The sequence below is a fragment of the Kitasatospora sp. RG8 genome (assembly GCF_017813315.1).
GTDB lineage: Bacteria > Actinomycetota > Actinomycetes > Streptomycetales > Streptomycetaceae > Kitasatospora.
Genome location: NZ_JAGIYX010000019.1, coordinates 154,674 through 178,599, shown reverse-complemented (window position 1 = coordinate 178,599; position 23,926 = coordinate 154,674). Strand labels below are relative to the sequence as shown.

The 23,926-nt window shown below is 73.4% G+C and carries 17 protein-coding genes; 9 read left to right on the top strand and 8 right to left on the bottom strand.

What is annotated here, in order from left to right; genetic code table 11:
• Window positions 1-241: 241 nt before the first annotated feature.
• The 5 genes from J5Y04_RS26245 (at window position 242) to J5Y04_RS26225 (ending at window position 10,099) form a co-directional block, all read left to right on the top strand.
• The gene (locus tag J5Y04_RS26245) at window positions 242-2,713 is read left to right on the top strand and encodes a discoidin domain-containing protein (RefSeq protein WP_209414850.1); all 2,472 of its coding nucleotides are present in this window, start codon (window positions 242-244) and stop codon (window positions 2,711-2,713) included.
• 32 nt (window positions 2,714-2,745) lie between these two features.
• Window positions 2,746-6,939, top strand: a complete 4,194-nt coding sequence (locus J5Y04_RS26240; RefSeq protein ID WP_209414849.1) for an NEW3 domain-containing protein — start codon at window positions 2,746-2,748, stop codon at window positions 6,937-6,939.
• A complete protein-coding gene (locus tag J5Y04_RS26235) occupies window positions 6,936-7,640 on the top strand; it encodes a hypothetical protein (RefSeq protein WP_209414848.1) in 705 nt (234 codons plus the stop codon). Before J5Y04_RS26240 ends, J5Y04_RS26235 begins: the two co-directional genes overlap by 4 nt.
• Window positions 7,641-7,853: 213 nt before the next feature.
• Window positions 7,854-8,381 (top strand): hypothetical protein, encoded by a 528-nt coding sequence (locus J5Y04_RS26230; RefSeq protein ID WP_209414847.1) that lies wholly within the window; start codon window positions 7,854-7,856, stop codon window positions 8,379-8,381.
• A 149-nt stretch (window positions 8,382-8,530) separates the two neighbouring features.
• A complete protein-coding gene (locus J5Y04_RS26225) occupies window positions 8,531-10,099 on the top strand; it encodes an APC family permease (protein ID WP_209414846.1) in 1,569 nt (522 codons plus the stop codon).
• Between the two features lie 88 nt (window positions 10,100-10,187).
• On the opposite strand, the gene J5Y04_RS26220 is transcribed toward J5Y04_RS26225, so the two are convergent.
• Window positions 10,188-10,697 (bottom strand): hypothetical protein, encoded by a 510-nt coding sequence (locus tag J5Y04_RS26220; RefSeq protein ID WP_209414845.1) that lies wholly within the window; start codon window positions 10,695-10,697, stop codon window positions 10,188-10,190.
• 365 nt (window positions 10,698-11,062) lie between these two features.
• Here J5Y04_RS26220 and J5Y04_RS42140 point away from each other — a divergent pair, with 365 nt between their 5' ends.
• Window positions 11,063-11,872, top strand: a complete 810-nt coding sequence (locus J5Y04_RS42140) for an excalibur calcium-binding domain-containing protein (protein WP_245205444.1) — start codon at window positions 11,063-11,065, stop codon at window positions 11,870-11,872.
• A gap of 121 nt (window positions 11,873-11,993) precedes the next feature.
• On the opposite strand, the gene J5Y04_RS26205 is transcribed toward J5Y04_RS42140, so the two are convergent.
• Both J5Y04_RS26205 and J5Y04_RS26200 read right to left on the bottom strand, forming a co-directional pair.
• Window positions 11,994-12,407 carry a MarR family transcriptional regulator gene (locus tag J5Y04_RS26205; protein WP_209414844.1) on the bottom strand — a complete coding sequence of 138 codons (414 nt, stop codon included), beginning with the start codon at window positions 12,405-12,407 and terminating at the stop codon, window positions 11,994-11,996.
• 26 nt (window positions 12,408-12,433) lie between these two features.
• Window positions 12,434-13,282: an NAD(P)H-binding protein gene (locus tag J5Y04_RS26200; protein ID WP_209414843.1), complete on the bottom strand. Its 849-nt coding sequence runs from the start codon at window positions 13,280-13,282 to the stop codon at window positions 12,434-12,436.
• A gap of 99 nt (window positions 13,283-13,381) precedes the next feature.
• On the opposite strand from J5Y04_RS26200, the gene J5Y04_RS26195 reads away from it, so the two are divergent.
• A complete protein-coding gene (locus J5Y04_RS26195) occupies window positions 13,382-13,879 on the top strand; it encodes a MarR family winged helix-turn-helix transcriptional regulator (RefSeq protein WP_209414842.1) in 498 nt (165 codons plus the stop codon).
• Between the two features lie 48 nt (window positions 13,880-13,927).
• Here J5Y04_RS26195 and J5Y04_RS26190 read toward each other — a convergent pair whose 3' ends face one another.
• The 4 genes from J5Y04_RS26190 to J5Y04_RS26175 form a co-directional block, all read right to left on the bottom strand.
• Complete coding sequence (locus J5Y04_RS26190) at window positions 13,928-15,277, bottom strand: GH1 family beta-glucosidase (protein ID WP_209414841.1); 1,350 nt, start codon at window positions 15,275-15,277, stop codon at window positions 13,928-13,930.
• 76 nt (window positions 15,278-15,353) lie between these two features.
• Window positions 15,354-16,196, bottom strand: a complete 843-nt coding sequence (locus J5Y04_RS26185; RefSeq protein ID WP_209414840.1) for a carbohydrate ABC transporter permease — start codon at window positions 16,194-16,196, stop codon at window positions 15,354-15,356.
• Complete coding sequence (locus J5Y04_RS26180) at window positions 16,193-17,119, bottom strand: sugar ABC transporter permease (protein ID WP_307853295.1); 927 nt, start codon at window positions 17,117-17,119, stop codon at window positions 16,193-16,195. The genes J5Y04_RS26185 and J5Y04_RS26180 overlap by 4 nt, the downstream gene beginning before the upstream one ends.
• 1 nt (window position 17,120) lies before the next feature.
• Window positions 17,121-18,434: a sugar ABC transporter substrate-binding protein gene (locus J5Y04_RS26175; protein ID WP_209414839.1), complete on the bottom strand. Its 1,314-nt coding sequence runs from the start codon at window positions 18,432-18,434 to the stop codon at window positions 17,121-17,123.
• Window positions 18,435-18,579: 145 nt separating this feature from the next.
• On the opposite strand from J5Y04_RS26175, the gene J5Y04_RS26170 reads away from it, so the two are divergent.
• Together J5Y04_RS26170 and J5Y04_RS26165 are read left to right on the top strand one after the other, a co-directional pair.
• Window positions 18,580-19,824, top strand: coding sequence for an ROK family transcriptional regulator (locus J5Y04_RS26170; RefSeq protein WP_209414838.1), 1,245 nt, complete (start codon window positions 18,580-18,582; stop codon window positions 19,822-19,824).
• A 294-nt stretch (window positions 19,825-20,118) separates the two neighbouring features.
• Window positions 20,119-22,329, top strand: a complete 2,211-nt coding sequence (locus J5Y04_RS26165) for a discoidin domain-containing protein (RefSeq protein ID WP_307853294.1) — start codon at window positions 20,119-20,121, stop codon at window positions 22,327-22,329.
• 54 nt (window positions 22,330-22,383) lie between these two features.
• Here J5Y04_RS26165 and J5Y04_RS26160 read toward each other — a convergent pair whose 3' ends face one another.
• Window positions 22,384-23,637: a cytochrome P450 gene (locus J5Y04_RS26160; protein WP_307853297.1), complete on the bottom strand. Its 1,254-nt coding sequence runs from the start codon at window positions 23,635-23,637 to the stop codon at window positions 22,384-22,386.
• Window positions 23,638-23,926: the final 289 nt, after the last annotated feature.

Genomic DNA, 23,926 nt, shown 5'->3' with positions numbered 1-23,926 from the left:
GACGAGCCGCCCACGGCCCCCCGACGCCCTGGTGCCACCTGGCGCCCGGCGCGCCCGCGCCGCCGGCCGGCACGTACCGCCGCGCCGCGCGGACCGGCCGGGCCGCACGTCCGCGTCCGGCCCGGGCGCCGCCTCCCGCGGCACCGCCCCCGCACCCGTACAGCGCCACACGCATGCACCCGGACCGCCCCGCCGCGGGCGGCCCGGCCCCCACCCTCCTCCGCCCGATCGGAGCCACCGCATGTCACGACGCCTCCCCCTGCTCCTGAGCGCCGCCCTCGGGGCCGCCGTCCTGGGCACCGCGCCCGCCGCCCACGCAGGCCCACCGCCCGCGCCCGTCACCGCCCCCGCGCCCGTCACCGCCCCCGCGCCCGTCACCGCGGCGCCCGGCACCCAGCCGTACGCGTCCTACTGGTACCCGAACACCATCCTGAACTGGGACCCGGCCACCGATCCCGACGCCCGCTTCAACCGCTCCCGCGTCCCGCTCCAGCCGCGCACCAGCGACCCGGCGCTCAAGGCCAACCCCAACGCCCGGGCCGGCGAGGGCAAGGTGGCCTCCCTGGTGTCCTTCGGGCCGACCTCCAACAACCCCTCCCAGGGCTCCGCCGACCCCAACTACTACGCGTTCGGCTACTGGCAGTATGTCGACAAGCTGGTCTTCTGGGGCGGTTCGGCCGGCGAGGGCCTCATCCTCGCCCCCAACCCGACCGTCATCGACGCCGCCCACCGCAACGGCGTCAAGGTGTACGGCACCGTGTTCTTCCCGCCCGCCGCGTACGGCGGCCAGCTCCAGTGGGTCCGCGACTTCGTCCAGAAGTCCGGCACCCGCTACCCCGTCGCCGACAAGCTCGCCCAGGCCGCCCAGTACTACGGCTTCGACGGCTGGTTCATCAACCAGGAGACCGGCGGCGGCGATTCGGCCCTGGCCGGCGAGGTCCGCAACCTCATGCAGTACACCAAGGCGCAGAGCTCCACCGAGTTCATGTGGTACGACGCCATGACCGAGTCAGGATCGGTCAGTTGGCAGAACGAGCTGACCTCCGCCAACGACTCCTTCCTCCAGGAGGGGAACAGGCGGACGGCCGACTCGATGTTCCTCAACTTCAACTGGAGCTCCTCCGGCCTGGATTCGTCCCGCAACCTGGCCCGCAGCCTCGGCCGCAGCGAGTACGACCTCTACTCCGGCATCGACACCGAGGCCAACGGCTACAACACCGGCGTCGACTGGAACGCGCTCTTCCCCGCGAACAAGCCGCACACCACCTCGCTCGGCCTCTACCGCCCCGAGTGGACGTGGAAGTCCGCCACCGACCGCGCCGACTTCTACGCCAAGGACTCCCGCTACTGGGTCGGCGCCAACAACGACCCCTCCAACACGGCCACCTCGTCCAGTTGGAAGGGCCTCTCCAGCTACGTCGCCGAGTCCTCGCCGATCACCGCCAAGCCCTTCGTCACCAACTTCGACACCGGACAGGGCGACTTCTACCAGACCGACGGCGCCCGTGCGGCCACCGGCGGCTGGAACAACCTCTCGCTCCAGGACGTCCCGCCCACCTACCGCTGGCTGGTCAGCTCCACCGGCACCAGGCTCACCCCGTCCATCGACTTCACCGACGCCTTCGAGGGCGGCTCCTCGCTGCGCCTCACCGGCAGGCTGGACGCCGCCAACACCGTCCGCCTCTACCAGAGCAGGCTGCCGGTCGCGGCGGACAGCAGGCTCTCCGTGGTGGTGAAGACCCCGGCCGCCGGGCCGACCAGGCTCAAGGCCGCGATCTCCTTCACCGACGCGCCGACCAGCTTCACCACCCTCGACCTGGGCGCCAACTCCGGTACCGGGTGGGAGCGCCACACCCTCGACCTCTCCGCCTACGCCGGTCGCACCATCGCCCAGATCGGTCTCCAGGCCGACGGCAACGAACCGGCCTACGATGTGAGGATCGGCCAACTCGCGGTCTACGACGGGGCAGTGGACGCCCCGGGTGCACCCAGCGGACTCACCGTGCTCGGTGCCAGTGACGTGGTGGCCGGCTCCAGCCAGTCGCTGCGGCTCTCCTGGACGGCACCGGCCGGCGGCTCCGTCCACCACTACGAGGTGTACCGGCGGGGTGCCGACGGGACCCGCACCTTCCTCGGGGCGACGCCGTCCGACGCCTACTTCGTCAACAAGCTGGACCGGGCCGGCACCGAGAGCAGCACCACCGTCGAGGTCGTGGCCGTCTCCACCGAGTACGGCCGCTCCACCGCCGCCACCACCACGGTCTCCTGGACCGGCACCCCGCCCGCCGGCGGCAACCTGGCGCTGAACCGCCCGGCCACCGGCTCCGGCCAGTGCAACGCCAACGAGACCCCGGCCAAGGCGGTCAACGGCACCGTCAATGGCGGCAACGGCGACAAGTGGTGCACCACCACGTCGGCCAAGTGGCTGGAGGTGGACCTCGGATCGGCCCGGCCGCTCTCCAGGTTCGTGGTCAAGCACGCCTCGGCCGGCGGTGAGAGCGCCTCCTACAACACCCGGGACTTCTCGATCCAGGTGCGTTCGGCGGCCACCGACCCGTGGACCACCGTCGCCACCGTCACCGGGAACACCGCCGGCACCACCACCCATCCGGTGGCCACCACGGCGCGCTACGTCCGGCTGGTCGTCACCAGGCCCACCCAGGGCACCGATCCCGCCGCCCGCGTCTACGAGTTCGAGGCCTGGGGCGCGTAGCTCCGCCGTACCTTCGTGAAAGGACCAGTCCCGTGTCGGTCACCATCACCGCCGTCGAAAGCACGGACCTCTTCACCGGCCCCGAGGACGCGCCGCGCCAGCTGCTGCGGGTGACCCTCGACGGCCCGCCCGCCACCCGGATCACCGTCACCGGCCCGGGCGTGCGGGGCGAGGCGGCCGGCACGGGGCTGGTCGAAGTCCCCCTGGAGATCACCGGCCCGCCGCCGGGGGCGCGCGTGGACGTCCGGGTGGAGGCCGGCGGCGCACGCGCCGAGGGCGTCGTCGAGGTCGCCGAGCCCGGCTGGACGATGTTCATGGTCTCGCACTTCCACTACGACCCGGTCTGGTGGAACACCCAGGCCGCCTACACCTCGCCGTGGGAGCTGCTCTCCGCCGACGCCACCACCCGGCCGCTCTGGGAGCGCAACGGCTTCGCCCTGGTCGACGCACACCTGGAGCTGGCGCTGCGCGACCCGGTGTACAAGTTCGTGCTCGCCGAAGTCGACTACCTGAAGCCCTACTTCGACCAGCACCCGGAGCGCCGGGAGACGCTGCGGCTGTTGCTGGAACGCGGCCAGGTCGAGCTGGTCGGCGGCACCTACAACGAGCCCAACACCAACCTCACCGGTGCCGAGACCACCATCCGCAACATCGTCTACGGCATCGGGTACCAGCGCGACGTCCTCGGGGGCGATCCGCAGACCGCCTGGCAGCTCGACGTGTTCGGGCACGACCCGCAGTTCCCCGGTCACCTGGCGGCGGCCGGCCTCACCGGCAGCGCCTGGGCACGCGGCCCGTTCCACCAGTGGGGCCCGATCCAGAAGAACTTCCGCGAGGCCAAGGACGACGCCCGGGTGATGCAGTTCCCGAGCGAGTTCGAGTGGATCGCGCCCTCCGGGGAGGGCGTGCTCACCCACTACATGCCGCACCACTACTCGGCCGGCTGGTGGATGGACTCCTCCGCCGACCTCGCCACCGCCGAGCAGGCCGTCCTCGATCTGTACCGCAAGCTCAAGCCGGTCGGCGCGACCAGGAACCTGCTGCTGCCGGTCGGCACCGACTACACCCCGCCGAACAAGTGGGTGACCGAGATCCACCGCTCCTGGGCCTCGAAGTACCTCTGGCCGCGGTTCGTCTGCGGCACCCCGCGCGACTTCCTGGACGCCGTCCGCGCCGAGCTGGAGGCCACCGGCCGCCGGCCCAGCCCGCAGACCCGGGACATGAACCCGGTCTACACCGGCAAGGACGTCTCCTACATCGACACCAAGCAGGCCCAGCGCGCCGCCGAGGTCGCGGCCGTCGACGCCGAGAAACTGGCCACGCTGGCCGTGGTGCACGGGCTGGGCCGCTACCCCTCGGGCGCCCTGGACAAGGTCTGGCGCCAACTCGCCTACGGCGCACACCATGACGCGATCACCGGCTCCGAATCCGACCAGGTCTACCTGGACCTGCTCGGCGGCTGGCGGGAGGCGTACGACCTGGCGGCCGACGTCCGCGACCGGGCGCTGGAGGCGCTCACCGGCCGGGTGGACACCACCGGCGCGGGCGAGGCCGTCGTCGTCACCAACACGCTCTCCTTCGACCGGACCGACCTGGTGGCCGTCCGGCTGCCACGCGGCGGGCGGGCGGTGCGAGTGCTGGACGACACCGGCTCGGTGGTGCCCAGCGCCGTCGACCGGGGCACCCTGCGGTTCCTGGCCGCCGACGTGCCCGCGCTCGGCTGGCGCACCTGGCGGCTGGTCCCCGGCACGGAGGAGGACACCGCGTGGTCGGCCGCCGAGGGCTGGACGATCGCCAACGCCCGATACCGGGTGACCGCCGACCCCGAACGCGGCGGTTGTCTGACGTCCATTCACGATTCGCTCCATGAAAGGGAGTTGCTCCGAACCGGCGGGATCGGCAACGAGCTGCGGGTCTACGAGGAGTACCCGCAGCACCCCGACTTCGGCGAGGGCCCCTGGCACCTCGTGCCCAAGGGTCCGGTGACCGGCTCCGGCGACCGGCCCGCGGACGTCCGCCGGGAGACCGGCCCGCTCGGCGAACGGCTGGTGGTCGCCGGAACGGTGGACGGTGTCCGCTACGAGCAGACCGTGACCCTGTGGCGCGGCCTGGACCGCGTCGACTGCCGCACCCGGGTGGTCGACCACTCCGGCGCCGACCGGCTGTTGCGGCTTCGCTTCCCGGTGGACCTGCCCGGGGCGCTGCCGGTCAGCGAGGTCGCGGACGCGGTGGTCGGCCGCGGCTTCGCACTGCCCGACGTCGACTCCGCCGAGGCGCCGTGGACCCTCGACAACCCCGCCAACACCTGGTTCGGCCTCGGCGCCACGGCACGCGCGGTACTCACCGACCCGTCCGGCGTGGTGCTGGGCGAACGGGCGCTGGGCGTGGCCGAGGTGGTCGTCCCCGATCTGGACGCGGCCGCCGACGCGCGCGCATTGGTGGTCGCACTCGCCCGGGTCGGCGTCACCGCCACCACCTCGGGCGCGGACTGGGCCCGCTACGGCTGGCTGGACGTCGACTCCAACCTGCCGGACTTCCGGATCGTGGTCGGCGGGCCGGACGTCAACGAGGCGGCACGGGAGTTGATCGAGCGGGCCGGGGAGGAGTACGCGAGTGTGCTGAAGGCGCACGGCGCCGTCTGGGTGCCCGCGCTGACCCCGCTCGCCGAGGTCTGGCGGCCCGGCGCCGACCTGCGCGACCTGCGCGCGCTGCCCGCCCTCGTGGTCACCGATCCCGCCGCCCTGGCGCACGACCTCGCCGACGCCCGGGTCAGCGCCGTCTGCCCCGGACCGCTCCACGCCTCGGAACAGCTCGTCGACCACACCGTCGGACTGCTCAGCTTCGGCCTGCCCGGCTTCGCCGTCGACGCCACCGGCGCGCTGCACCTCTCGCTGATGCGCTCCTGCACCGGCTGGCCCTCCGGCGTCTGGATCGACCCGCCCCGGCGCACCCTGCCCGACGGCGCGTCGTTCCAACTCCAGCACTGGACCCATGAGTTCAGCTACGCACTGGTGGGCGGAGCGGGAGACTGGCGGGCCCTGACGCTGCCCGCACAGGGGCAGGAGTTCAACCACCCGCTGTACGCCCGGATCGCCCCGGCGCAGGAGGGCCCGCTGCCCGCCACCCTCTCCTGGCTGCGGGTGGAACCGGCCCGCGAGGTGCTGCTCGGCGCCCTCAAGCCGGCCGGTAACCCGATCGCGCACGGCTCGGCCCGGCCGCTCGGCGACCAACTGACCGTACGGCTGGTCGAATCCACGGGGCTGGGCCGCACGGCGGTCCTCGGCGGGGCGCTCGGCCTCACCGAACTCCACCGGGCCGACCTGCTGGAGCGTCCGCTCGGGCCGGCGGACCTGGAGCTGTCCGGCTCGCAGATCGCCACCGTGCTGGCCCGGCCGGGTGTGACCTCGGACCCGGCCGGCCCGGTGCTCGGCGCGGTCGCCGAGGCCGCCCAGCCCGTCCACGCCCGGTACTGGCTGCACAACCGGGGACCGGCGCCGCTCGGGTACCTCCCGGTGTCGGTCGGGGTGTCGCCCGGCCTGCTGCGGACGGACGGCGCGGGCGGGCCGGTGTCGCTGTCGGTGGCGCTCTCCTCGCAGCTGCGGGACGCCGCCGTCGAGGGGACGGCGCTCGTCCTGCCACCCGCGGGCTGGACGGCGAGCCTCACCGCCCGCCCGTACCGGCTGGAGGCGGGCGGCCACCTGCGGTTCCCGGTCACGCTCACCCCGCCGGCCGACGCCGAACCCGGGCTCCACTTCGCCGCCGTCCGGATCGCGCACGGCGGGCAGGAGGTGGAGGACGTGGTCACCATCGCGGTCGGCGACCTGCCGGAGCTGCTGCCGGTGCCCGGCGAGGCGCCCGAGGACTGGACCGCCGCCCAGGGCACGAAGGCGGTGGAGGGCCGGGACACCGGCCTCACCGTGACGGTCGGCTCCGAGTCGCTGCGCGTCGCCCCCGGTGGCCGGGCCACCCTGGCGGTGGTGATGCACAACCGCACCCGCGGCGAGATCCGCGGTGAGCTGCAACTCGTCTCGCCCTGGGGCACCTGGGAGGCGATCGCCGATCCCGTGCGGGGCTTCACCGTCCCGGCCGGGTCTGCCGCCACCGTGGACTTCGAGATCACCGCCCCCGAATCCACCGAGCCCGGTTCGTCCTGGGCGCTGGCCAAGGTGATGTGGTTCGGCCGCTGCCAGTACACCCCGACCGTCGCCCTGGTGGTGGAGCCGTGACCGCCGGCGTCCTCGGCCTGCTCGACGGCCGGCCGCTGCCGCGCACCGCACTCGACCAGCGCCTCGCCGCGCTGCGGTCCGGCCCGCGTGCCTGCGCCCTTCCCCGGCCGGGAAGTTCGGAGGACCGCCAGCTCACCCGCTGGGTGGCCCAGGTGCTGCTGACGGAGGCGCTGTGCGAGGCGGTCGCCGCCGAACGCGGCCTGGCCGTCACCGGATCCGGTCCCGCCCACCTCGACCAGCAGGCCGCCGTCGAACTCGGCTCCGTCACCGCGGCCGCGTACGAGGGGAGCGCGGCGGTGCGGGCGGTGTACGAGTCCGTGACCGCCGGCGTCGGACCGTCACCCGCCGATGTCGCCCACTACCGCGCCTGCACCACCCGTCCACCCACGGTCGTTTGGCGCCTCGCCGTTCCCGGGGGCGGGTTCGAGGCCGACCCCGACACCCTTCCGACCGCCCTCGGCGAGGCCCTCCGCGCGGCCCCGCCGGGGGAGTGGGTCACCGTCGGCCCCTGGAAGGCCGCCCTGCTCTCCTCCCGCACCGCCACCTTCGACCCCGACCCCGTCCCCGCCCTCACGGGGGCCGCCCGCCGATCCGCCTTCGTCCGCTGGCTGGACGGCGAACGCGCCCACCGCCTCACCCTCGTCCAGGGATTGGAACACCCCGGCGACCCCGCCCAACCCGACAACCACCACCGCCACTGACGAGCCCTGTTCGACGCCCGCCGCGCTCGCCCCCGAGCGCGGCGGGCCGAGCTGCTTCGGATGCCACGGTTCGCCCGGCGGTCGGGTCGGCGGGTGGTGTCGCGACGTGACCCGGACCGCGGCGGCTCGGAGTCGATGGACCGGCCTGTTATGGCATATGCCAATCGGTAACTCTGGTTGTCGAGCGGCGAAGCGGTAACTAGAGTTGTCGTCATGCCGAAGCCTGAGATCACCACCGAGGAACTGACGGCGCTGGACCGGGCCCTGCTCGACGCCCTCAATCCGCTCGCCATCGCCCTGCGCGCCCGGGAGACCGGGCTTCCCGCGGACCTCATGTGGGCGGGGGACCCGGCCGACGTCGCCCTCTCCGTCCTCCGTACCTGGAAGGTGGTGGACGAGGAGGTCAAGCGGCTGACGGCGATCGCCGCCCAGACCGCCGGGTCCTACGGTGCGAGCTACGAGCGGCTGGGCGCCGCGTGGGGCATCACCCGGCAGGGCGCCCGGAAGAAGTGGCCCGACGCCGTCGAGAGGCCGGCGGCTTCCGGGCCGGGGGCGAGCGGCCTCGAACTGTTCGGCGGCACCGCCGAGCTGTTCCGGGACGCGTCGTCGACCGGCTGGCGGTGGACCGGCCGGGGCGCGGACGGGACGCTGCGCGCGGGCGACGCCGCGCCCGCCCTGGCCACGAAGGAGGAGGCCGCCGCCCACGCCGGGGCCTTCCTGAAGGAGCACGCCGCCGGCTGAACCGGGTGGGCGCAGGCCCGGCTCCGGGGCCCCGGTCTCGGCGGGCCTGCGGGCGGCGGCGGCAGTATCGTCGGTTTGAAGCGGAATTGTCTCGGCCCCATGATCACGTCCGAGGTCCTCGGGCGGGTCAGGGGGAGGAGGTGGAATCGGTGCCGCAGTCCCCCAACGGTCCGGCCCCGGCCGTCGAACCACGAGCGACCGGCTCGGGCGCGGGCGAGAAGGGGCTCAAGACCGGCGCGCTCGGACTCGTCTCCTCCGTCGCCATCGGCCTGGCCTCCACCGCCCCCGCCTACAGCCTCGCGGCGACACTCGGCATCATCGTCATCGGCGTGGGGCTCCAGGCCCCGATCATCACCGTCCTGGCGTTCATCCCGATGCTGCTGATCGCCTACGCCTACAAGGAGCTCAACGCCTCCGACCCGGACTGCGGCACCACCTTCACCTGGGCCGCCCGGGCCTTCGGGCCGCGAACGGGGTGGATGGGCGGCTGGGGCATCATCATCGCCGACATCATCGTCATGGCGAACCTGGCCCAGATCGCCGGAGTCTACGGATTCCGGCTGTTCGGCCTGGACTCCCTCGCCGACAGCACGGTCTGGACGTCCATCGCCGGCGTGGTCTGGATCATCGTGATGACGGCGATCTGCTACGTCGGCATCGAGCTGTCCGCCGCCCTGCAACGGTGGCTGCTCTCGGTCGAGGTGGTGATGCTGGTCCTGCTGTCGGTCACCGCCCTGGTCAAGGCCTACGGCAGCAGCCCGCCCCCGACGGCGATCCACATCAGCGCCTCCTGGTTCAACCCCTTCAACGTCGCCTCCACCGGGGCGTTCACCGCCGGCATGCTCGCCGCGGTCTTCATCTACTGGGGCTGGGACACGGCCGTCTCGGTCAACGAGGAGACCGCCGACGCCAAGCGCACCCCCGGGCGCGCGGCGGTCATCTCGACCGTGCTGCTCCTGCTCATCTACACCCTGGTGTCCACCTCGGCGCTGGCGTTCGCGGGCGTCGGGACGGACGGCATCGGCCTGGGCAACGAGGACAACTCCGGCGACGTGCTGTCCGGCCTCGGTGACGCCGTGTTCGGTACCGCGGGATTCGGCGGGTTCCTCAGCAAGCTGCTGATCTTCATGGTGCTGACCTCCGCCGCGGCCTCCACCCAGACCACCATCCTGCCGACGGCCCGGACCTCCTTCTCGATGGCCGCGCACAAGGCGATCCCCGCCCCGTTCGGCCGGGTGCACCCCCGTCACCTCACCCCGACCTGGTCCACGATCGGGATGGGCGTGGCGTCCATCGCCTTCTACGTCCTGCTGACGGCGATCAGCGGCAACGTGCTGGCCGACTCCATCGCCTCGGTGGGGCTCGGCATCGCCTTCTACTACGGCCTGACCGGCTTCGCCTGCGTCTGGTACTACCGGCGGGTGTTGACCAGGAGCGTCAAGGACTTCGTCTTCAAGGGGATCTTCCCGCTGGTCGGCGGCGTGATGCTGCTCTACTTCTTCTGCTACGGCGCCTTCGACGTCTACGCGGACCCGGACTACGGCGCGACCTCGGTGAACCTGCCGATCTTCGGGGAGACCGGCGGCGTGACCGTCATCGGCATCGGGGCCCTGGTGCTGGGCGGCGTGCTGATGCTGGTGCAGTGGGCGGTCCAGGGCTCCTGGTTCCGTCACCCCGACGTCCCGGTGAGCACCGCCGACCCGGCCGACGCGCCGTAGTCGGGCGGGCGCGCCGCCGCCCCGCCTCGGCCGGGCGCGCCGACGTGCGAGGTCCCGCATCCCCGAGGGACGGGTGCGGGCCCCGGATCTAGGGGCGGGGGCCGAGGGTGACCTGGAAACCGAGGCTGCCCATCATCGTGTAGTCGCCGTAGAGGTCGCAGCGGCCGGCGACGAGGATGCCGTCCGGACAGGTGAAGACCTTCGGCGGCTGGATGCCGTAGCCGCGGCGGCGGTCCGTGGCGGGCGTGCCGGGGGAGAGGAAGCCGGCGGCCCCCGGGAAGAGGATGGCGGTGCCGTCGGTCCGGTCGCCGTACGGGGGCGGCAGGAGGGTCCCGGTGTCGTCCTCGGGGACGAAGAACAGGATCCGGAACGAACCGCTGGTCTCGTCCCCGAGGCGGAGGTCGAAGGCGGCGTCCCCGGTGACGACATCGCCCACCACCTTCACGCCGGAGAAGGAGAGCGGCAGTGCGGTGGGGTGGCCGGATTCGTCGATCTCGGCCATGAGGCGGTGCAGTCCCGGGGCGGTGTCGGGTGCGGAGTACTCCCTCAGTGAGATGAGCGCGTCGTCCTGGGCCGGCACTACCTGCTCGTCATCCATGGCCTCTCCTCAGAACCGCCCTCCTGGTGTGCGGAGGGTCGACGAGGGTGACGGATGCCCGCGCCGGGCGCTCGGGGCACCGGGAGCGGGCGGGTATCCCCCGAACGGCGGCGGACGGGAACCGGGACGGGGCATCAGCGGTGCGGTGCGGGTTCCGTGCGCGCCCTGCCGCTGCCGGGAGTCGGCGGCGTCGGAATCCGGCACGGCGTCAAAGGTGCGCCCCGGCAGCGGCCGAGGGCCGGGCGGTCGGCCTCCGGGCCGGGACCGGCGCACTCGCAGGGGGCTGACATTTCCTTGTCCGGAATGTGGTTGAAATGTGATCCATTTCTGCACGGGCGGTGGCCGGATGGTGCTCTGATGGGCCAATGACCTACGCGTACCCGCCACCGGCTGCCGCTCCGACCCGCCCGTGGTGGCGCCGGCCCGCAGCGATCGTCCTCGCCCTGCTCTTCGTGCCACCGGTCGGCCTGGTGCTGGTGTGGACCTCGCTCTGGCAGCGGCCGGTGAAGGTGGCCGCCAGTGTGATCGGCGGGATCTACTGCCTGATCTGGTTCGGCGCGGTGCTCGCGGACCCGAAGCCCGACCGCACCGATCTCGTCCAGCCGGCCGCGGCCGCCACGTCGTCCCCCGCCACGGGCCCGGCCTCCCCGGCGCCGACCGCGAGCGCGAGCCCGTCGGCCACGCCCACTCCGACGGCGACGCCGACCCAGACCCCGACACCCACGCCGACTCCGGCGGTCACTCCCACGCCCGCGCCGACGTCCGCCGCGGGTGCGTACTACGCGAACTGCACGGCCGCCCGGGCGGCCGGGGTCGCCCCGTTGCACCGGGGTGACCCCGGATACCGCGCGGGCCTGGACGCGGACGGTGACGGCGTCGCGTGCGAGCAGCCCTCCGGCAGCGGTTCCTCCGGCGGCAGCCCGGCGGGCGGCTCGGCGAGCGGCGGTTCGGTGGCAGGCGGCTCCGGTACGGGCGGTTCGACCTCCGGCGGCACCTCCACCGGTGGTGACCCGGCGAGCGGCGGCGGGGGCGCGACCTCCGGTGGAGGCGGCGGCGCCGCGTACTACGCCAACTGCGCCGCGGCCCGGGCGGCCGGGGTCGCCCCGCTGCACCGGGGCGACCCCGGGTACCGTGCGGGGCTCGACCGCGACAACGACGGCGTCGCCTGCGAGTGACCGGTGCCGGGCGGCCCGCCGGCGCGGCGGGCTGCACCGGACCGGTTCCGCCACCCGGACGTCCCGGTGGGCGCCGCCGACCCGGCGGACGCGCCGTGGCCGGGCGGGCGCGGCACGGGCCCTACCGCCCCGCCCCGGTCTCCAGGTTGTGGGTCATCCGTTCCAGGACGGCGACGGCGGTGCGGTACTCCTCCGGGGAGATGCCGGTCGTCGCCAGGGCACGGAAGGCGTCGACGCGGGCGGCGACGCCGGTGAGGCGTGCGCGGCCGTTCCCGGTGAGGGCGAGGCGGGCCTGGGCCGGGCGGGTCGCCCAGCCGTCGGCGAGGACGGCCGTGATGGCGGCGGTCAGGTCGGCGGCGTCGGCGTTGGCGGCGAGCACGGTCAGGACGGTGGTGTCGGTGGCCTGCGGGTCGTCCTGGACGACGTTGAGGACCTGCCAGGCGAGCCGGGTGAGGCCGAACTCGGCCAGCACGGCGTTCATGCGGCCGGTGAGGGCCTGGTCGGTGCGGTTGAGCCAGTAGCCGATCGGCTTCATGCGGTGCTCCCGAGGGGCGGGTCGGCTCAGCGCGCGGTGGTGAAGGCGGCGGCGTTCTCGCGGGCCCACTGCCGGTACGAGCGGGCGGGGCGGCCGAGCAGGGTTTCGGTGGTGTCGGCGATGACGGCGGGGCCGTGCCGGTCGGCGGCCTGCCACAGGTCGAGCAGCGAGCGGACCATCGGCGCGGGCATGTGCCGGCCCATCTCCTGCTCGGCCTCGGCGCGGGTGATGTGCTCGACCTCGATCCCGCGGCCGAGGGTGTCGGCGAGGACGGCGAGCTGCTCGCGGAAGGTGAGTGACTCGGCCCCGGTCAGGGTGACGGCGCGGCCGGTGAGGGAGTCGCCGGTCAGGGCGGCGACGGCGATGTCGGCGATGTCCTCGGGGTGGATCGGCGCGATGTGCGCGTCGGGGTAGGCGAGCCGGACCGGCGTCGAGTTGCCGATGGACCAGGCCCAGCCGAGGGAGTTGCTGGCGAAGGCGTCGGGGCGCAGGAGGGTGCAGGTGAGCGCGGAGCCGGCGAGCGCCTGCTCGACGAGGAGGCTGTGGCTCGCGAGCGGGTCGTTCGCCGCGTCCGGGCCGAGGACCGAGGACGAGGAGAGCAGGACGACGTGCTCGACACCGGCGGCCTCGGCGGCCTCGACCAGCTCGTGGATGCCGGCGGGCTGCGGGTAGAGGAAGACCTGGCGGACGCCGCGCAGGGCGGCGGTGAACGTTTCGGGCCGGTCGAGGGCGAGTTCGGCGACCTCGACGCCGGCCGGGACGGTCAGGTGGGCGGGGTCGGCGCTGGCGGCGCGGACGGTGTGGCCGGCGGCGTGCAGGCGGTCGATGACGGCGCGGCCGACCTTGCCGCGGGCGCCGGTGACGAGGATGGTCATGGAATGCTCCGTTCGTTGCTGAAGACATATGCATGCTTACATGCATGCGTTTTCACGTCAACACATGTCTTCGAACGGTCATCCAGTTACGATGGGGGCATGACGAAGCACGAGCCGGGAACGGCGGACGAGCTGCTGGACGCGGTGGGCCCGGCCTTCGGGAAGCTGCGGCGCTCCTCCCTCCTGGAGGTCGAGAACCCGATCGCCCAGAAGGACCTCGGCCGCACCCTGGTCCTGAACATCGTCCTGGAGGCCGAGCAGGACGAGGCCCGCGAGGTCACCGTCGGCGCGGTGGCGGAACACCTGGGCGTCGACCCGTCGGTGGCCAGCCGCATGGTGACCGACTCCATCACCGCCGGCTACCTGATCCGTGCCGCCTCCCAGCAGGACGGTCGCCGCACCGTCCTCCATCTCAGCCCCGCCGGGCGGGACCTGATGGCGCGCTTCCGGCGGCACCAGCGCTCCGCCTTCGAGCAGGTCACCGAGGGGTGGACCGAGCGCGAACGCCTGGACTTCGCCCGTCTCATGCTCAAGTACGTCGCAGCCCAGGAGGAGCTGCGCCACCGGGCCGCGGGCGGCCGGGAGACCGGCCGTTGAGCCGTCCGTGACCCGGTGGCGCAGGGCGGGGGCCGGGGCGGCCCGGCCTCAGCGGGCCCGGTGGGCGGCGATGAGCTCCGCGTAGCGGTGGCCGCTGGTCTTGACCGTCCTGCGCTGGGTGGCGTAGTCGACGTGGACGAGGCCGAACCGCTTGTCGTAGCCGTACGCCCACTCGAAGTTGTCCAGCAGCGACCAGGCGAAGTATCCGGCCGGTGGGGCGCCCTGGGCGGCGGCGCGGGCGCAGGCGGCGAGGTGCTGTTCGAGGTAGGCGGTGCGCTCGGGGTCGTGGACGGTGCCGTCGGGGGCGACGGTGTCGTGGTAGGCGGCGCCGTTCTCGGTGACGTAGATCCGCCGGACGCCGTACTCGTGGGTGAGGCGCAGCAGCAGTTCTTCGAGGCCGGGGGCGTGCACCTCCCACGGCATCGCGGTGTGCCCGGGGTTGGGGCCGGGCAGCTGGCGGAAGTGCGGGGCGGGGCCGGCCGGGTCGTCGGCGACGATCTGGCGGAAGTAGTAGTTGAGGCCGAGCCAGTCGAGCGGGGCCGCGATGAGGTCGAGGTCGCCGTCGCGCAGCGGCAGGTCGACGCCGTAGACCTCCTGCATGTCCTTCGGGTAGCCGCGGCCGAGGACGGGGTCGAGCCACCACCGGTTGACGTGGCCGTCGGCGCGGACGGCGGCGGCCCGGTCGGCCTCGGAGTCGGTGGCGGGCTGCACCGGGCTGAGGTTGTTGACGATGCCGATCCGCGCGCCGGCAACGGTCTCCCGCAGCACCTGGACGGCGAGGCCGTGGGCGAGGTGCAGGTGGCAGGAGGCGCGGACGGCGGCGGCGAGGTCGGTCAGGCCGGGGGCCATCGCGCCGTCGAGGTGGCCGATCCAGGCGGAGCAGAGCGGCTCGTTGAGCGTCGCCCAGTCGGTGACGCGGTCGCCGAGGCGGGCGGCGACCACGGCGGTGTACTCGGCGAAGCGTTCGGCGGTCTCGCGGACGGGCCAGCCGCCGCGGTCCTGCTGGGCCTGGGGGAGGTCCCAGTGGTAGAGGGTGGGGAACGGCCGGATGCCGGCGGCGAGCAGGGCGTCGACCAGGCGGTCGTAGAAGTCGAGCCCGGCCGGGTTGACCCGGCCGTCGGCGTGCGGGACGACACGGGGCCAGGCGATCGAGAACCGGTAGGCGCCGAGGCCGAGCCGGCGCATCAGCGCGATGTCCTCGGGCCAGCGCCGGTAGTGGTCGCAGGCGGTGTCGCCGGTGTCGCCGCCGGCGACCTTGCCGGGGGTGTGGGAGAAGGTGTCCCAGATGGAGGGGGCGCGGCCGTCGGCGTGCACCGCCCCCTCGATCTGGTAGGCGGCGGTGGCCGCGCCCCAGAGGAAGTCGTCGGGCAGGGGGCTCAGCGCGCTGAGGGGGGTCACGAGGGGGCCTTTCGGGAGCGGGGCGGGAGCGGGCGGTCAGGTGGTGGACCGGGCGGTCACGTGATGGAGCGGGCGGTCACTTGACGGCGCCGGCCGTGAGCCCGGCGACGAGGTAGCGCTGGAGCAGCAGGAAGCCGGCGACGACGGGCACGCTGACCACGAGCGAGGCGGCCATCACCTGGTTCCAGTACACGTCGTTGAGAGTGGCGTAGCCCTGGAGGCCGACGGCGAGGGTCCGGGTCTCGTCGTTGGTGAGGACGGAGGCGAAGAGCACCTCGCCCCAGGCGGTCATGAAGGCGTACACCGCCACCGCGACGATGCCGGGGACGGCGGCCGGGACGATGATCCGGACCAGGGCCCGGAGCGGCCCGCAGCCGTCGACCAGGGCGGCCTCGTCGAGGTCGCGCGGGATCGAGTCGAAGTAGCCGGCCAGCATCCAGATCGAGAACGGCAGCGAGAAGGTCAGGTAGGTGAGGATCAGGCCGCCCCGGCTGCCGTACAGCGCGACACCCGTGGCGTTGCCGACGTTGACGAAGATCAGGAAGAGCGGCAGCAGGAAGAGGATGCCGGGGAACATCTGGGTGGAGAGCACGGTGACGGTGAACAGCCGGCGGCCGCGGAAGCGGTAGCGGCTGACCGCGTACGCCGCGAGGATCGCGACCAGCACCGAGCAGACGGTCGCCCCGCCGGCCACGATCAGCGAGTTGACCAGGTACCGCCCGAGCGGGACGGTGCGCCAGATGTCCAGGTAGGGGCGGAAGGTGACCGTGCTGGGGATCCAGCGGAACGGCCCCTGGACGTCCTGGAGCGGCTTCAGCGAGCTGCTGAGCATCACCAGCACCGGGACGGTGGCGAAGACGGTGAGCGCGGACAGGAAGATCCGGCGGAACCACCGGAAGGACGCGGGCGGGTCGATCATGCGGTGTCCCTCCGGCGTGAGGTGAGCAGCAGGTACAGGGCGGTGACGAGCAGCAGGAAGAGCAGCAGGAGCACCGACATGGCCGAGCCGGCGCCGAAGTTCCAGGTGACGAAGGAGGACTGGTAGATGTGGATGGAGACGAGGTCCGCCGCCTCCGGGGCCGACTTGCCGAACAGCACGTACGGCGTGTTGAAGTCGTTGAACGTCCAGAGGAAGAGCACCAGGACCAGCACCAGGTTGACCGGGCGCAGCGAGGGCAGGGTGATCCGGCGGATCTGCTGCCAGACCCCGGCGCCGTCCAGCGCGGACGCCTCGTACAGTTCGCGCGGGATGTTCTGGAGGCCCGCGGTGAGGGTGAGGAAGGCGAACGGCCAGCTGCGCCAGACCGAGACGGTGACCAGGGCGGTGAAGCTGTTGTCGCCGATCAGCCAGAACGGCTTGTCGTCGACGAGGTGGAGCTGGTCGTGGAGGACGTGGTTGATCAGTCCGGTGTCCCGCTGGAACATGAACGACCAGGTGATCACGGCCGCGTAGACCGGCAGGGCGTAGGGCAGGAGGAAGAGGGCGCGCAGAACGCCGCGGCCGCGGAAGGCGTCCTGGGTGGTGATCGCGGCCGCGGTGCCGATCAGCCAGGAGAGGCCGACGGCGAGTACGGTGAACGCGCAGGTGACCCAGAAGGAGTGCAGCAGGGCCCGGCCGACGGGGGCGTGGAAGTCCACCGCCATCCGGTAGTTGGCGAGGCCGTCCCAGGGGGCGGCGGACCAGTCCCGGATGAAGAACTGGGTGAGCCGTTTGAAGCTCATCACGATGCCGACCACCATCGGGACCAGGTGGACGACGAGTTCGAGGACGAGGGCGGGGAGCAGCAGCAGGTAGGGCAGGTTGCGGCTGCGGGGGCGGGGGAGGAGTCGCTTGCGGATCACGTCAGCCGGCCGGCATCTGCTGCTGGGCCTTGGTGAGTTCGGCCTTCACGCTGTCGTCGGTTGCGGGCTTCCCGGCGGCGGCCGCGGCGAGCAGGTTCTTGACGGCGGTCCCGACCAGGGTCTCGAACTGGCTCTCGTTCGCCACCTGCGGGAGGGGCTTGGCGCTGCCGCCGAGGACGCCGGCCAGGGCTTTGAGCTCGGGGGTGGCGAAGGCCGGGTCGGCCTGGGCGTCGGTGACCGGGGGGATCGACCCGTAGGTCTTGTTGAGCTGGGTCTGCTCCTCCGTGCCGGTCATGAACTTCACGAACCTGAGGGCGCCGTCGGTGTTCCGGGTGTTCTTGAAGACGGCGAGGTTGATGCCGGCGACCATCGAGGTGGTGGCACGGTCGCCGGTGGCGCCGGCCGGGACGGGAACGGGTGCGACGCCGTAGTCCTCGGGGTTCATGCCGTGGGACTTGAGGTTGGCGCCGGCGGCCTGCCACATCAGCATGGCGGCCTTGCCGGTGGCGAAGTCGGTGACGGACTGGTTGTTGGCGTACTCGGCGTTGCCGGGGGCGGCGATCCTCTCGGTGCCGAGCAGGTCGACGTACTGCTTCACGGCGGCGACGGTGCCGGGGCCGTCGAAGGCGGGCCGGCCGGTGGCGTCGAAGAAGTCGCTGCCGTGCTGCTTGGCGAGGACGAAGGCGTGGTGGACGTTCTCGGAGACGTTGCCGCCTTCGAGGGCGAGGCCGTAGTGGCCGCCGGTGGTGAGCCGGTGCCCGTCGGCGACCAGCTCGTCCCAGGTGGCCGGGGGCCGGTCGATGCCGGCCTCGGCGAAGAGCTTCTTGTTCCAGTACAGGCCGTAGGCCATCGAGTAGAGCGGGACGGCGGCCGGGTCCTTGCCGGCTGCGCCGGCCGAGCCGAGGGCGGCGGGCAGGAAGCGCTCCCTGCCGCCGATCTTCTCGAAGGCGGCGGCGTCGAAGGGCAGCAGGGCGCCGGTGGCCTGGAGGGAGGCGGACCAGGTGTTGCCGATGTTCAGCACGTCGGGGCCCTGGCCGGAGCTGGCGGCGGCGAGGATCCGGTTGAGCAGGTCGGACCAGGGGATGACCTCCAGCTTCACCTTGATGCCGGTCTGCTGCTCGAACTTCCTCAGCTCCGGCTCCAGCACCTGGCGGTCGTTCTCCAGGCTGGTGCCTTGGTTGGAGGCCCAGTAGGTGAGCGTGCCGGGGCTGCTGTTGTCACCGCCGCCGGCCGCGGACCCGCCGCCGCAGGCGGTGGCGGTGAGGGTCAGGGTGGCGGCCAGGACGGTGGCCGCGGCGGTGCGTCTGATGGGCACGACGGGGGCCCCTCTCGGGTGGGTGGTCTTCTGGTGGGGTGAAGTGCCTTGCTCCGGCGCTTACTTCAGGGCGTGATTTAACGTGTGAGAAAAGCTTCCGTCAAGGGTTCGGGCAGCGATAGATTCGGGGCAGGAGGGAGATCCCATGACCGTGCGGGGCAAGAAGACGGTGCGTGACCTGCGCAGAGGCAGCCGGTCGGCGCTGCTGCGACGGCTGTACTTCGACGGGCCGCTGAGCCGCCAGGAGCTCGGGGCCGTCACCGGGCTCAGTGCCGGCTCGATCAGCAACGTGACCGGCGAGCTGCTCGCCGACGGGCTCATCGAGGAGTGCGGCTCGGTGGACTCGGACGGCGGGCGGCCCCGGATCCTGCTCCAGGTGGCCGCCGGGCGGGCCCACCTGGTCGGGGTGGACGTCGGGGAGACGCAGGTCAGGGTCGCCCTGTTCGACCTGGCCCGGACCGAGCTGGCCGCCAGCGACCGGCCGCTCTCCGACTGCGGCCACGACGTCGACCACGTGGTGGAGCTGATCCTCGCCGGGCTGGCCGAGGTGCTGGAGCGCACCGGGACCGACCCGGCCACCGTGCTCGGCGTCGGCATCGGCGTGCCGGGCATCGTCGAGCAGGGCGACCCGGGTGGTGACGGTGCCGGGATCGTGGTGCACAGCCAGACGGTCGGCTGGGACGCCGTCCCGCTCGGCCGGCTGCTGCGGGCCGGCACCGGGCTGCCGCTCTTCGTCGACAACGGCGCCAAGACGCTCGGCCAGGCCGAGATGTGGTTCGGCGCAGGGCGCGGCGTGCGGCACGCGGTGATCGCCCTCTTCGGCTCCGGCGTCGGGGCCTGTGTGATCGCCGACGGCGTCCGGTTCCGCGGGGCCACCAGCAGCGCGGGGGAGTGGGGCCACACCAAGGTCCACGTCGGCGGCCGGCGTTGCCGCTGCGGCGCGCTCGGCTGCCTGGAGGCGTACGTCGGGGCCGAGGCGCTGGTCGAGCGGTGGGGCGGGGCGCCGGCCGGCGGCGGGGAGAAGGCCGGGCTGGCCGCGCTGCTGGCCGCCGCGGAGGCGGGGGAGCCGGCCGCCGCGGGGCTGCTCGTCGAGGCCGCCGAGTACCTCGGTGCGGCCATCGCCGACCTGGTCAACCTGTTCAACCCCGAGCGGATCGTGATCGGTGGATGGGCGGGCCTGCTGCTCGGCCCCCGGCTGCTGCCGGCGATCCGCGCCGCGGCCACCGCGTACGCGCTGCGCTTCCCGCGCGAGCAGACCTCGATCGTGCTCGGCACGCTCGGCCCGGAGGCGGTCACCGTCGGCGCCGCGACCCTGCCGCTGACCGACTTCCTGGACTCCGGCGGGGAGCTGCCGCACGGCGCCGACACCCGGCCGGCCACCCGGGTCTGACCTGGCAGGATCCGCCTTTTCGTTGCTGTACAAGCTAGTTCACGGTGTGAGGAAAGTCGGCTCGAAGGGTTGACACCCCCGATCGGCAGCCCCGAGACTCCCGGTCGGGGGCGCTCCCCGACACCCGGACGACGGTGGCCGGCAGCGCTTCGTCACGCACCCGGTGACCGGCCGCCCCGGCGGCCCGTGCCACCCGGCCCCGTCGTTCCCCACCACCCGGCGCCTGCGCTGCGCCGGGCGCGGGCCTCGGCATGCGCCCCCGCATCCCACCCACCCCCACCGCAGGAGAAGCCCGTGAGGCTCACTTCAGCACGCCCCCGCCGGGGACCGGCCGCACTGCTCGGCCTGTCCCTGCTCGCCGGCCCCGCGCTGGCGCTGCCCGCCCAGACCGCGCTCGCCGCCGTCCCCACCCCCGCCCGCGCCGCCGCCGCGGACGGCACCGCCGGGGACTGCGGCACCGCGAACGCGGCCCAGGGCCGGCCGGCCACCGCCTCCTCCGCCGAGAACGGCGGCACCGCCGCCGCCAACGCCGTGGACGGGAACACCGGGACCCGCTGGTCCTCCGCCTTCAGCGACCCGCAGTGGCTCCAGGTCGACCTGGGAAGCGTCCGGCAGATCTGCCGCGTCGTGCTCGACTGGGAGGCCGCGTACGGGCGTTCGTACGAGATCCAGACCTCGGACGACGGCGCCGCCTGGCACACGGTGTACACCAAGGGCAACGGCACCGGCGGCACCGAGACCCTCGCCGTCACCGGCAGCGGCCGCTACGTCCGGATGAACGGCCTGACCCGGGGCACCGGTTACGGCTACTCGCTCTGGGAGTTCCAGGTCAACACCGCCGACGGCCCCACCGTCCCGCCGGTCCAGGGCGGCGGCGACCTCGGGCCCAACGTGCTGGTCTTCGACCCGGCCACGCCCGGCATCCAGGCCAAGGTGGACGAGGTCTTCGCCAAGCAGGAGTCCAACCAGTTCGGCGACCAGCGCTACGCGCTGCTCTTCAAGCCGGGCAGCTACAACAACCTCAACGCCCAACTCGGCTTCTACACCTCGATCGCCGGGCTCGGCCTCAAGCCCGACGACACCACGATCAACGGCGACGTCACCGTGGACGCCGGGTGGTTCAACGGCAACGCCACCCAGAACTTCTGGCGCTCCGCCGAGAACCTCGCGCTCAACCCGGTCAGCGGCACCGACCGCTGGGCCGTCGCCCAGGCCGCGCCGTTCCGCCGGATGCACGTCAAGGGCGGTCTCAACCTGGCGCCCAACGGCTACGGCTGGGCCAGCGGCGGCTACATCGCCGACAGCCGGATCGACGGCGCCGTCGGCAACTACTCGCAGCAGCAGTGGTACACCCGGGACAGCGCGGTCGGCGGCTTCTCCAACGGCGTCTGGAACCAGGTGTTCTCCGGTGTCCAGGGCGCACCCGCGCAGAGCTTCCCCAACCCGCCCTACACCACGCTGGACACCACCCCCGTCTCGCGCGAGAAGCCGTTCCTGTACCTGGACGGCAACGACTACAAGGTGTTCGTCCCGGCCAAGCGCACCAACGCCCGCGGCGTCTCCTGGGACGGCACTCCGCAGGGCACCTCGCGGCCCCTCAGCCAGTTCTACCTGGTCAAGCCCGGGGCCACCGCCGCCACCATCAACGCCGCGCTCGCGCAGGGGCTCGACCTGCTGTTCACCCCCGGCGTCTACCACGTCGACCGCCCGATCGAGGTCAACCGGCCCGGCACCGTGGTGCTCGGCCTCGGACTGGCGACCGTCGTCCCCGACAACGGGGTGACGGCGATCAAGGTCGCGGACGTGGACGGCGTCCGGCTGGCCGGCCTGCTGGTCGACGCCGGCCCGGTCAACTCGCCGGTGCTGGTGCAGATCGGCCCGGACAACGCGGCCGCCGACCACGCGGCCGACCCGACCACCCTCCAGGACGTCTTCATCCGCGTCGGCGGCGCCGGCCCCGGCTCGGCCACCGCCGGGGTCGTGGTCAACAGCGACGACGTGATCATCGACCACACCTGGATCTGGCGCGCCGACCACGGCGCCGGCGTCGGCTGGAACACCAACCCCGCCGACTACGGCCTGCTCGTCCGCGGCGACGACGTGCTCGGCACCGGGCTCTTCGTCGAGCACTTCAAGAAGTACGACGTCGAGTGGTCCGGCGAGCGCGGGCGGACGATCTTCTTCCAGAACGAGAAGGCGTACGACGCGCCGAACCAGGCCGCCGTCCAGAACGGCGCGACCAAGGGCTTCGCCGCCTACAAGGTCGACGACACCGTGACCAGCCACGAGGGGTGGGGCCTCGGCAGCTACTGCTACTTCAACGTGGACCCGACCATCCGGATGGACCACGGCTTCGAGGCCCCGGTCCGGCCGGGCGTGAGGTTCCACGACCTGCTGGTCGTCTCGCTGGGCGGCAACGGCCAGTACGAGCACGTGGTCAACGGCACCGGCGCCGCGACATCGGGCACCTCCACCACCCCCTCCACCGTGGTCGCCTACCCCTGACCCCGGTGCGACCCCGCCCCGGTCGTGCCCGTGCGGGCACGACCGGGGCCCTGCTCAGCCCAGCACCGCCGGGGCCGGCCCGTCCGGGCGGACGGTGATGCTGTAGGCGGTGCCGGCGGGGGTGGAGAGGAAGCGCGGCGTGTACGCGGGGAGGAGGACTTCGAGCAGGGCGGTGCTCTCCCGCACGGCGAACTGCGTGCCCAGGCAGGCGCGGGCGCCCAGGCCGAAGGGGTAGTAGGCGCCGAGGTGCGCCGGACGGGCGCCGGCCGTGGTGAACCGGTCCGGGTCGAAGCGTTCCGGATCCGGCCAGAGCGCCGGGTCGCGGTGGGTCAGGTAGGGGCTGACGATGACGTCGGTGCCGGCCTCGACCCGGTGGCCCAGCAGGGTGTCGTCCTCGGCCGCGTGCCGGGGCAGGATCCACGCGGACGGGTAGAGCCGCAGCGTCTCGCTGACCAGCGCCTGGATCGCCTCCCGCCGCTCCGCCGAGCCCTCCGGGCCGGCCGCCAGCGCCCGGACACGGGCCTCGGGGTGGCGGTCGAGGAGGAGGAAGAGCCAGGTCAGCGTGGTGGCGGTGGTCTCGTGCCCGGCCACCAGCAGGGTGACCAGCTCGTCGCGGATCAGCCGGTCGGTGTACGCGGGGTCCTCCTCGCCCGCCTCCACCAGCACCCGAAGCAGCCCGTCCCCGGCCGGGCCGCGCCGGGCGGCGTCGATCGCGGCGTGCGCGACCGCGTCGATCCGCGCCAGGTCGGCGGCGACCGCCTCGGGGATCCCGGCGGCATCGGCCGGCAGGGTCGGCATCGCGGCCACCACCCGGGCGACGGCGGCGAGTTCGCGGTCCGTCCGGTCGTCCAGCGGACGACCGGTGAGCGCCCGCCAGATGGTGTCCAGGGCGAAGTGCCGCATCTCCTCGCCGACGTCGAACCGCTCCCCGGTACGGGCGTACCCGGCCCAGCGGTCGGCGGCGTGCCGGGCGGCCTCGACGATCCGCTGCTCGTAGCGGCGCATCCCGGTACCGGTGAACTGGGACTGGAGCATGCGCCGTTGGCGCTTCCAGGCGTCGCCGGTCGCGGAGAGGACACCCTCCCCCGCCAGCATCCGGGCCCGGTGCGAGCGCTTGACGTAGCGGTCCGGGTGGCGGCCGAGCACGTGCTGCACGGCCTCCGGGTCGGTGACCAGGACGGTCGGCCGCGGCCCGAGGCGGACCGCGGCGACGCCGCCGAGCTCGCGCTGCGCCCGCGCGAACAGCTCGACCAGGTCGGCCTTCTCGGCCTGCCACCGCGCGACGGCCTCGGCCGGCAGTTCGGGCACGGGCCGGCCGGCCGCCCTGTCTGCGGCCCCGTCGGCGGCCCCACCGGCGGGCGGCGGTACGGGGGCGGGGTGGGCTTCCGTGGCCACGGGAGTGCTCCTCTGACGACTGGACCGGCCACTCGGACGGGTGCCGGGCGCACCTGACTGTACGTCAACAGGTGGTCACCGGTCAGGCCGCGCCCCGAGGCCGGCCCGCTGCTCCGGCGGCTGCTCCGGGCGGGGGATCGCGCGGGGGCCGGCCGGGGGACCGGGCGGGGCAATGCCACCCGGGCGGCGGACAGTCACGACG

Bases quoted from the DNA above. Each gene is read 5' to 3' on its own strand.
- J5Y04_RS26205 (WP_209414844.1), bottom strand. From the start codon at position 12,407: ATGAAGCCGATCGGCTACTGGCTCAACCGCACCGACCAGGCCCTCACC.
- J5Y04_RS26230 (WP_209414847.1), top strand. From the start codon at position 7,854: ATGCCGAAGCCTGAGATCACCACCGAGGAACTGACGGCGCTGGACCGG.
- J5Y04_RS26220 (WP_209414845.1), bottom strand. From the start codon at position 10,697: ATGGATGACGAGCAGGTAGTGCCGGCCCAGGACGACGCGCTCATCTCA.
- J5Y04_RS26200 (WP_209414843.1), bottom strand. From the start codon at position 13,282: ATGACCATCCTCGTCACCGGCGCCCGCGGCAAGGTCGGCCGCGCCGTC.
- J5Y04_RS26195 (WP_209414842.1), top strand. From the start codon at position 13,382: ATGACGAAGCACGAGCCGGGAACGGCGGACGAGCTGCTGGACGCGGTG.
- J5Y04_RS26185 (WP_209414840.1), bottom strand. From the start codon at position 16,196: ATGATCGACCCGCCCGCGTCCTTCCGGTGGTTCCGCCGGATCTTCCTG.
- J5Y04_RS42140 (WP_245205444.1), top strand. From the start codon at position 11,063: ATGACCTACGCGTACCCGCCACCGGCTGCCGCTCCGACCCGCCCGTGG.
- J5Y04_RS26170 (WP_209414838.1), top strand. From the start codon at position 18,580: ATGACCGTGCGGGGCAAGAAGACGGTGCGTGACCTGCGCAGAGGCAGC.
- J5Y04_RS26245 (WP_209414850.1), top strand. From the start codon at position 242: ATGTCACGACGCCTCCCCCTGCTCCTGAGCGCCGCCCTCGGGGCCGCC.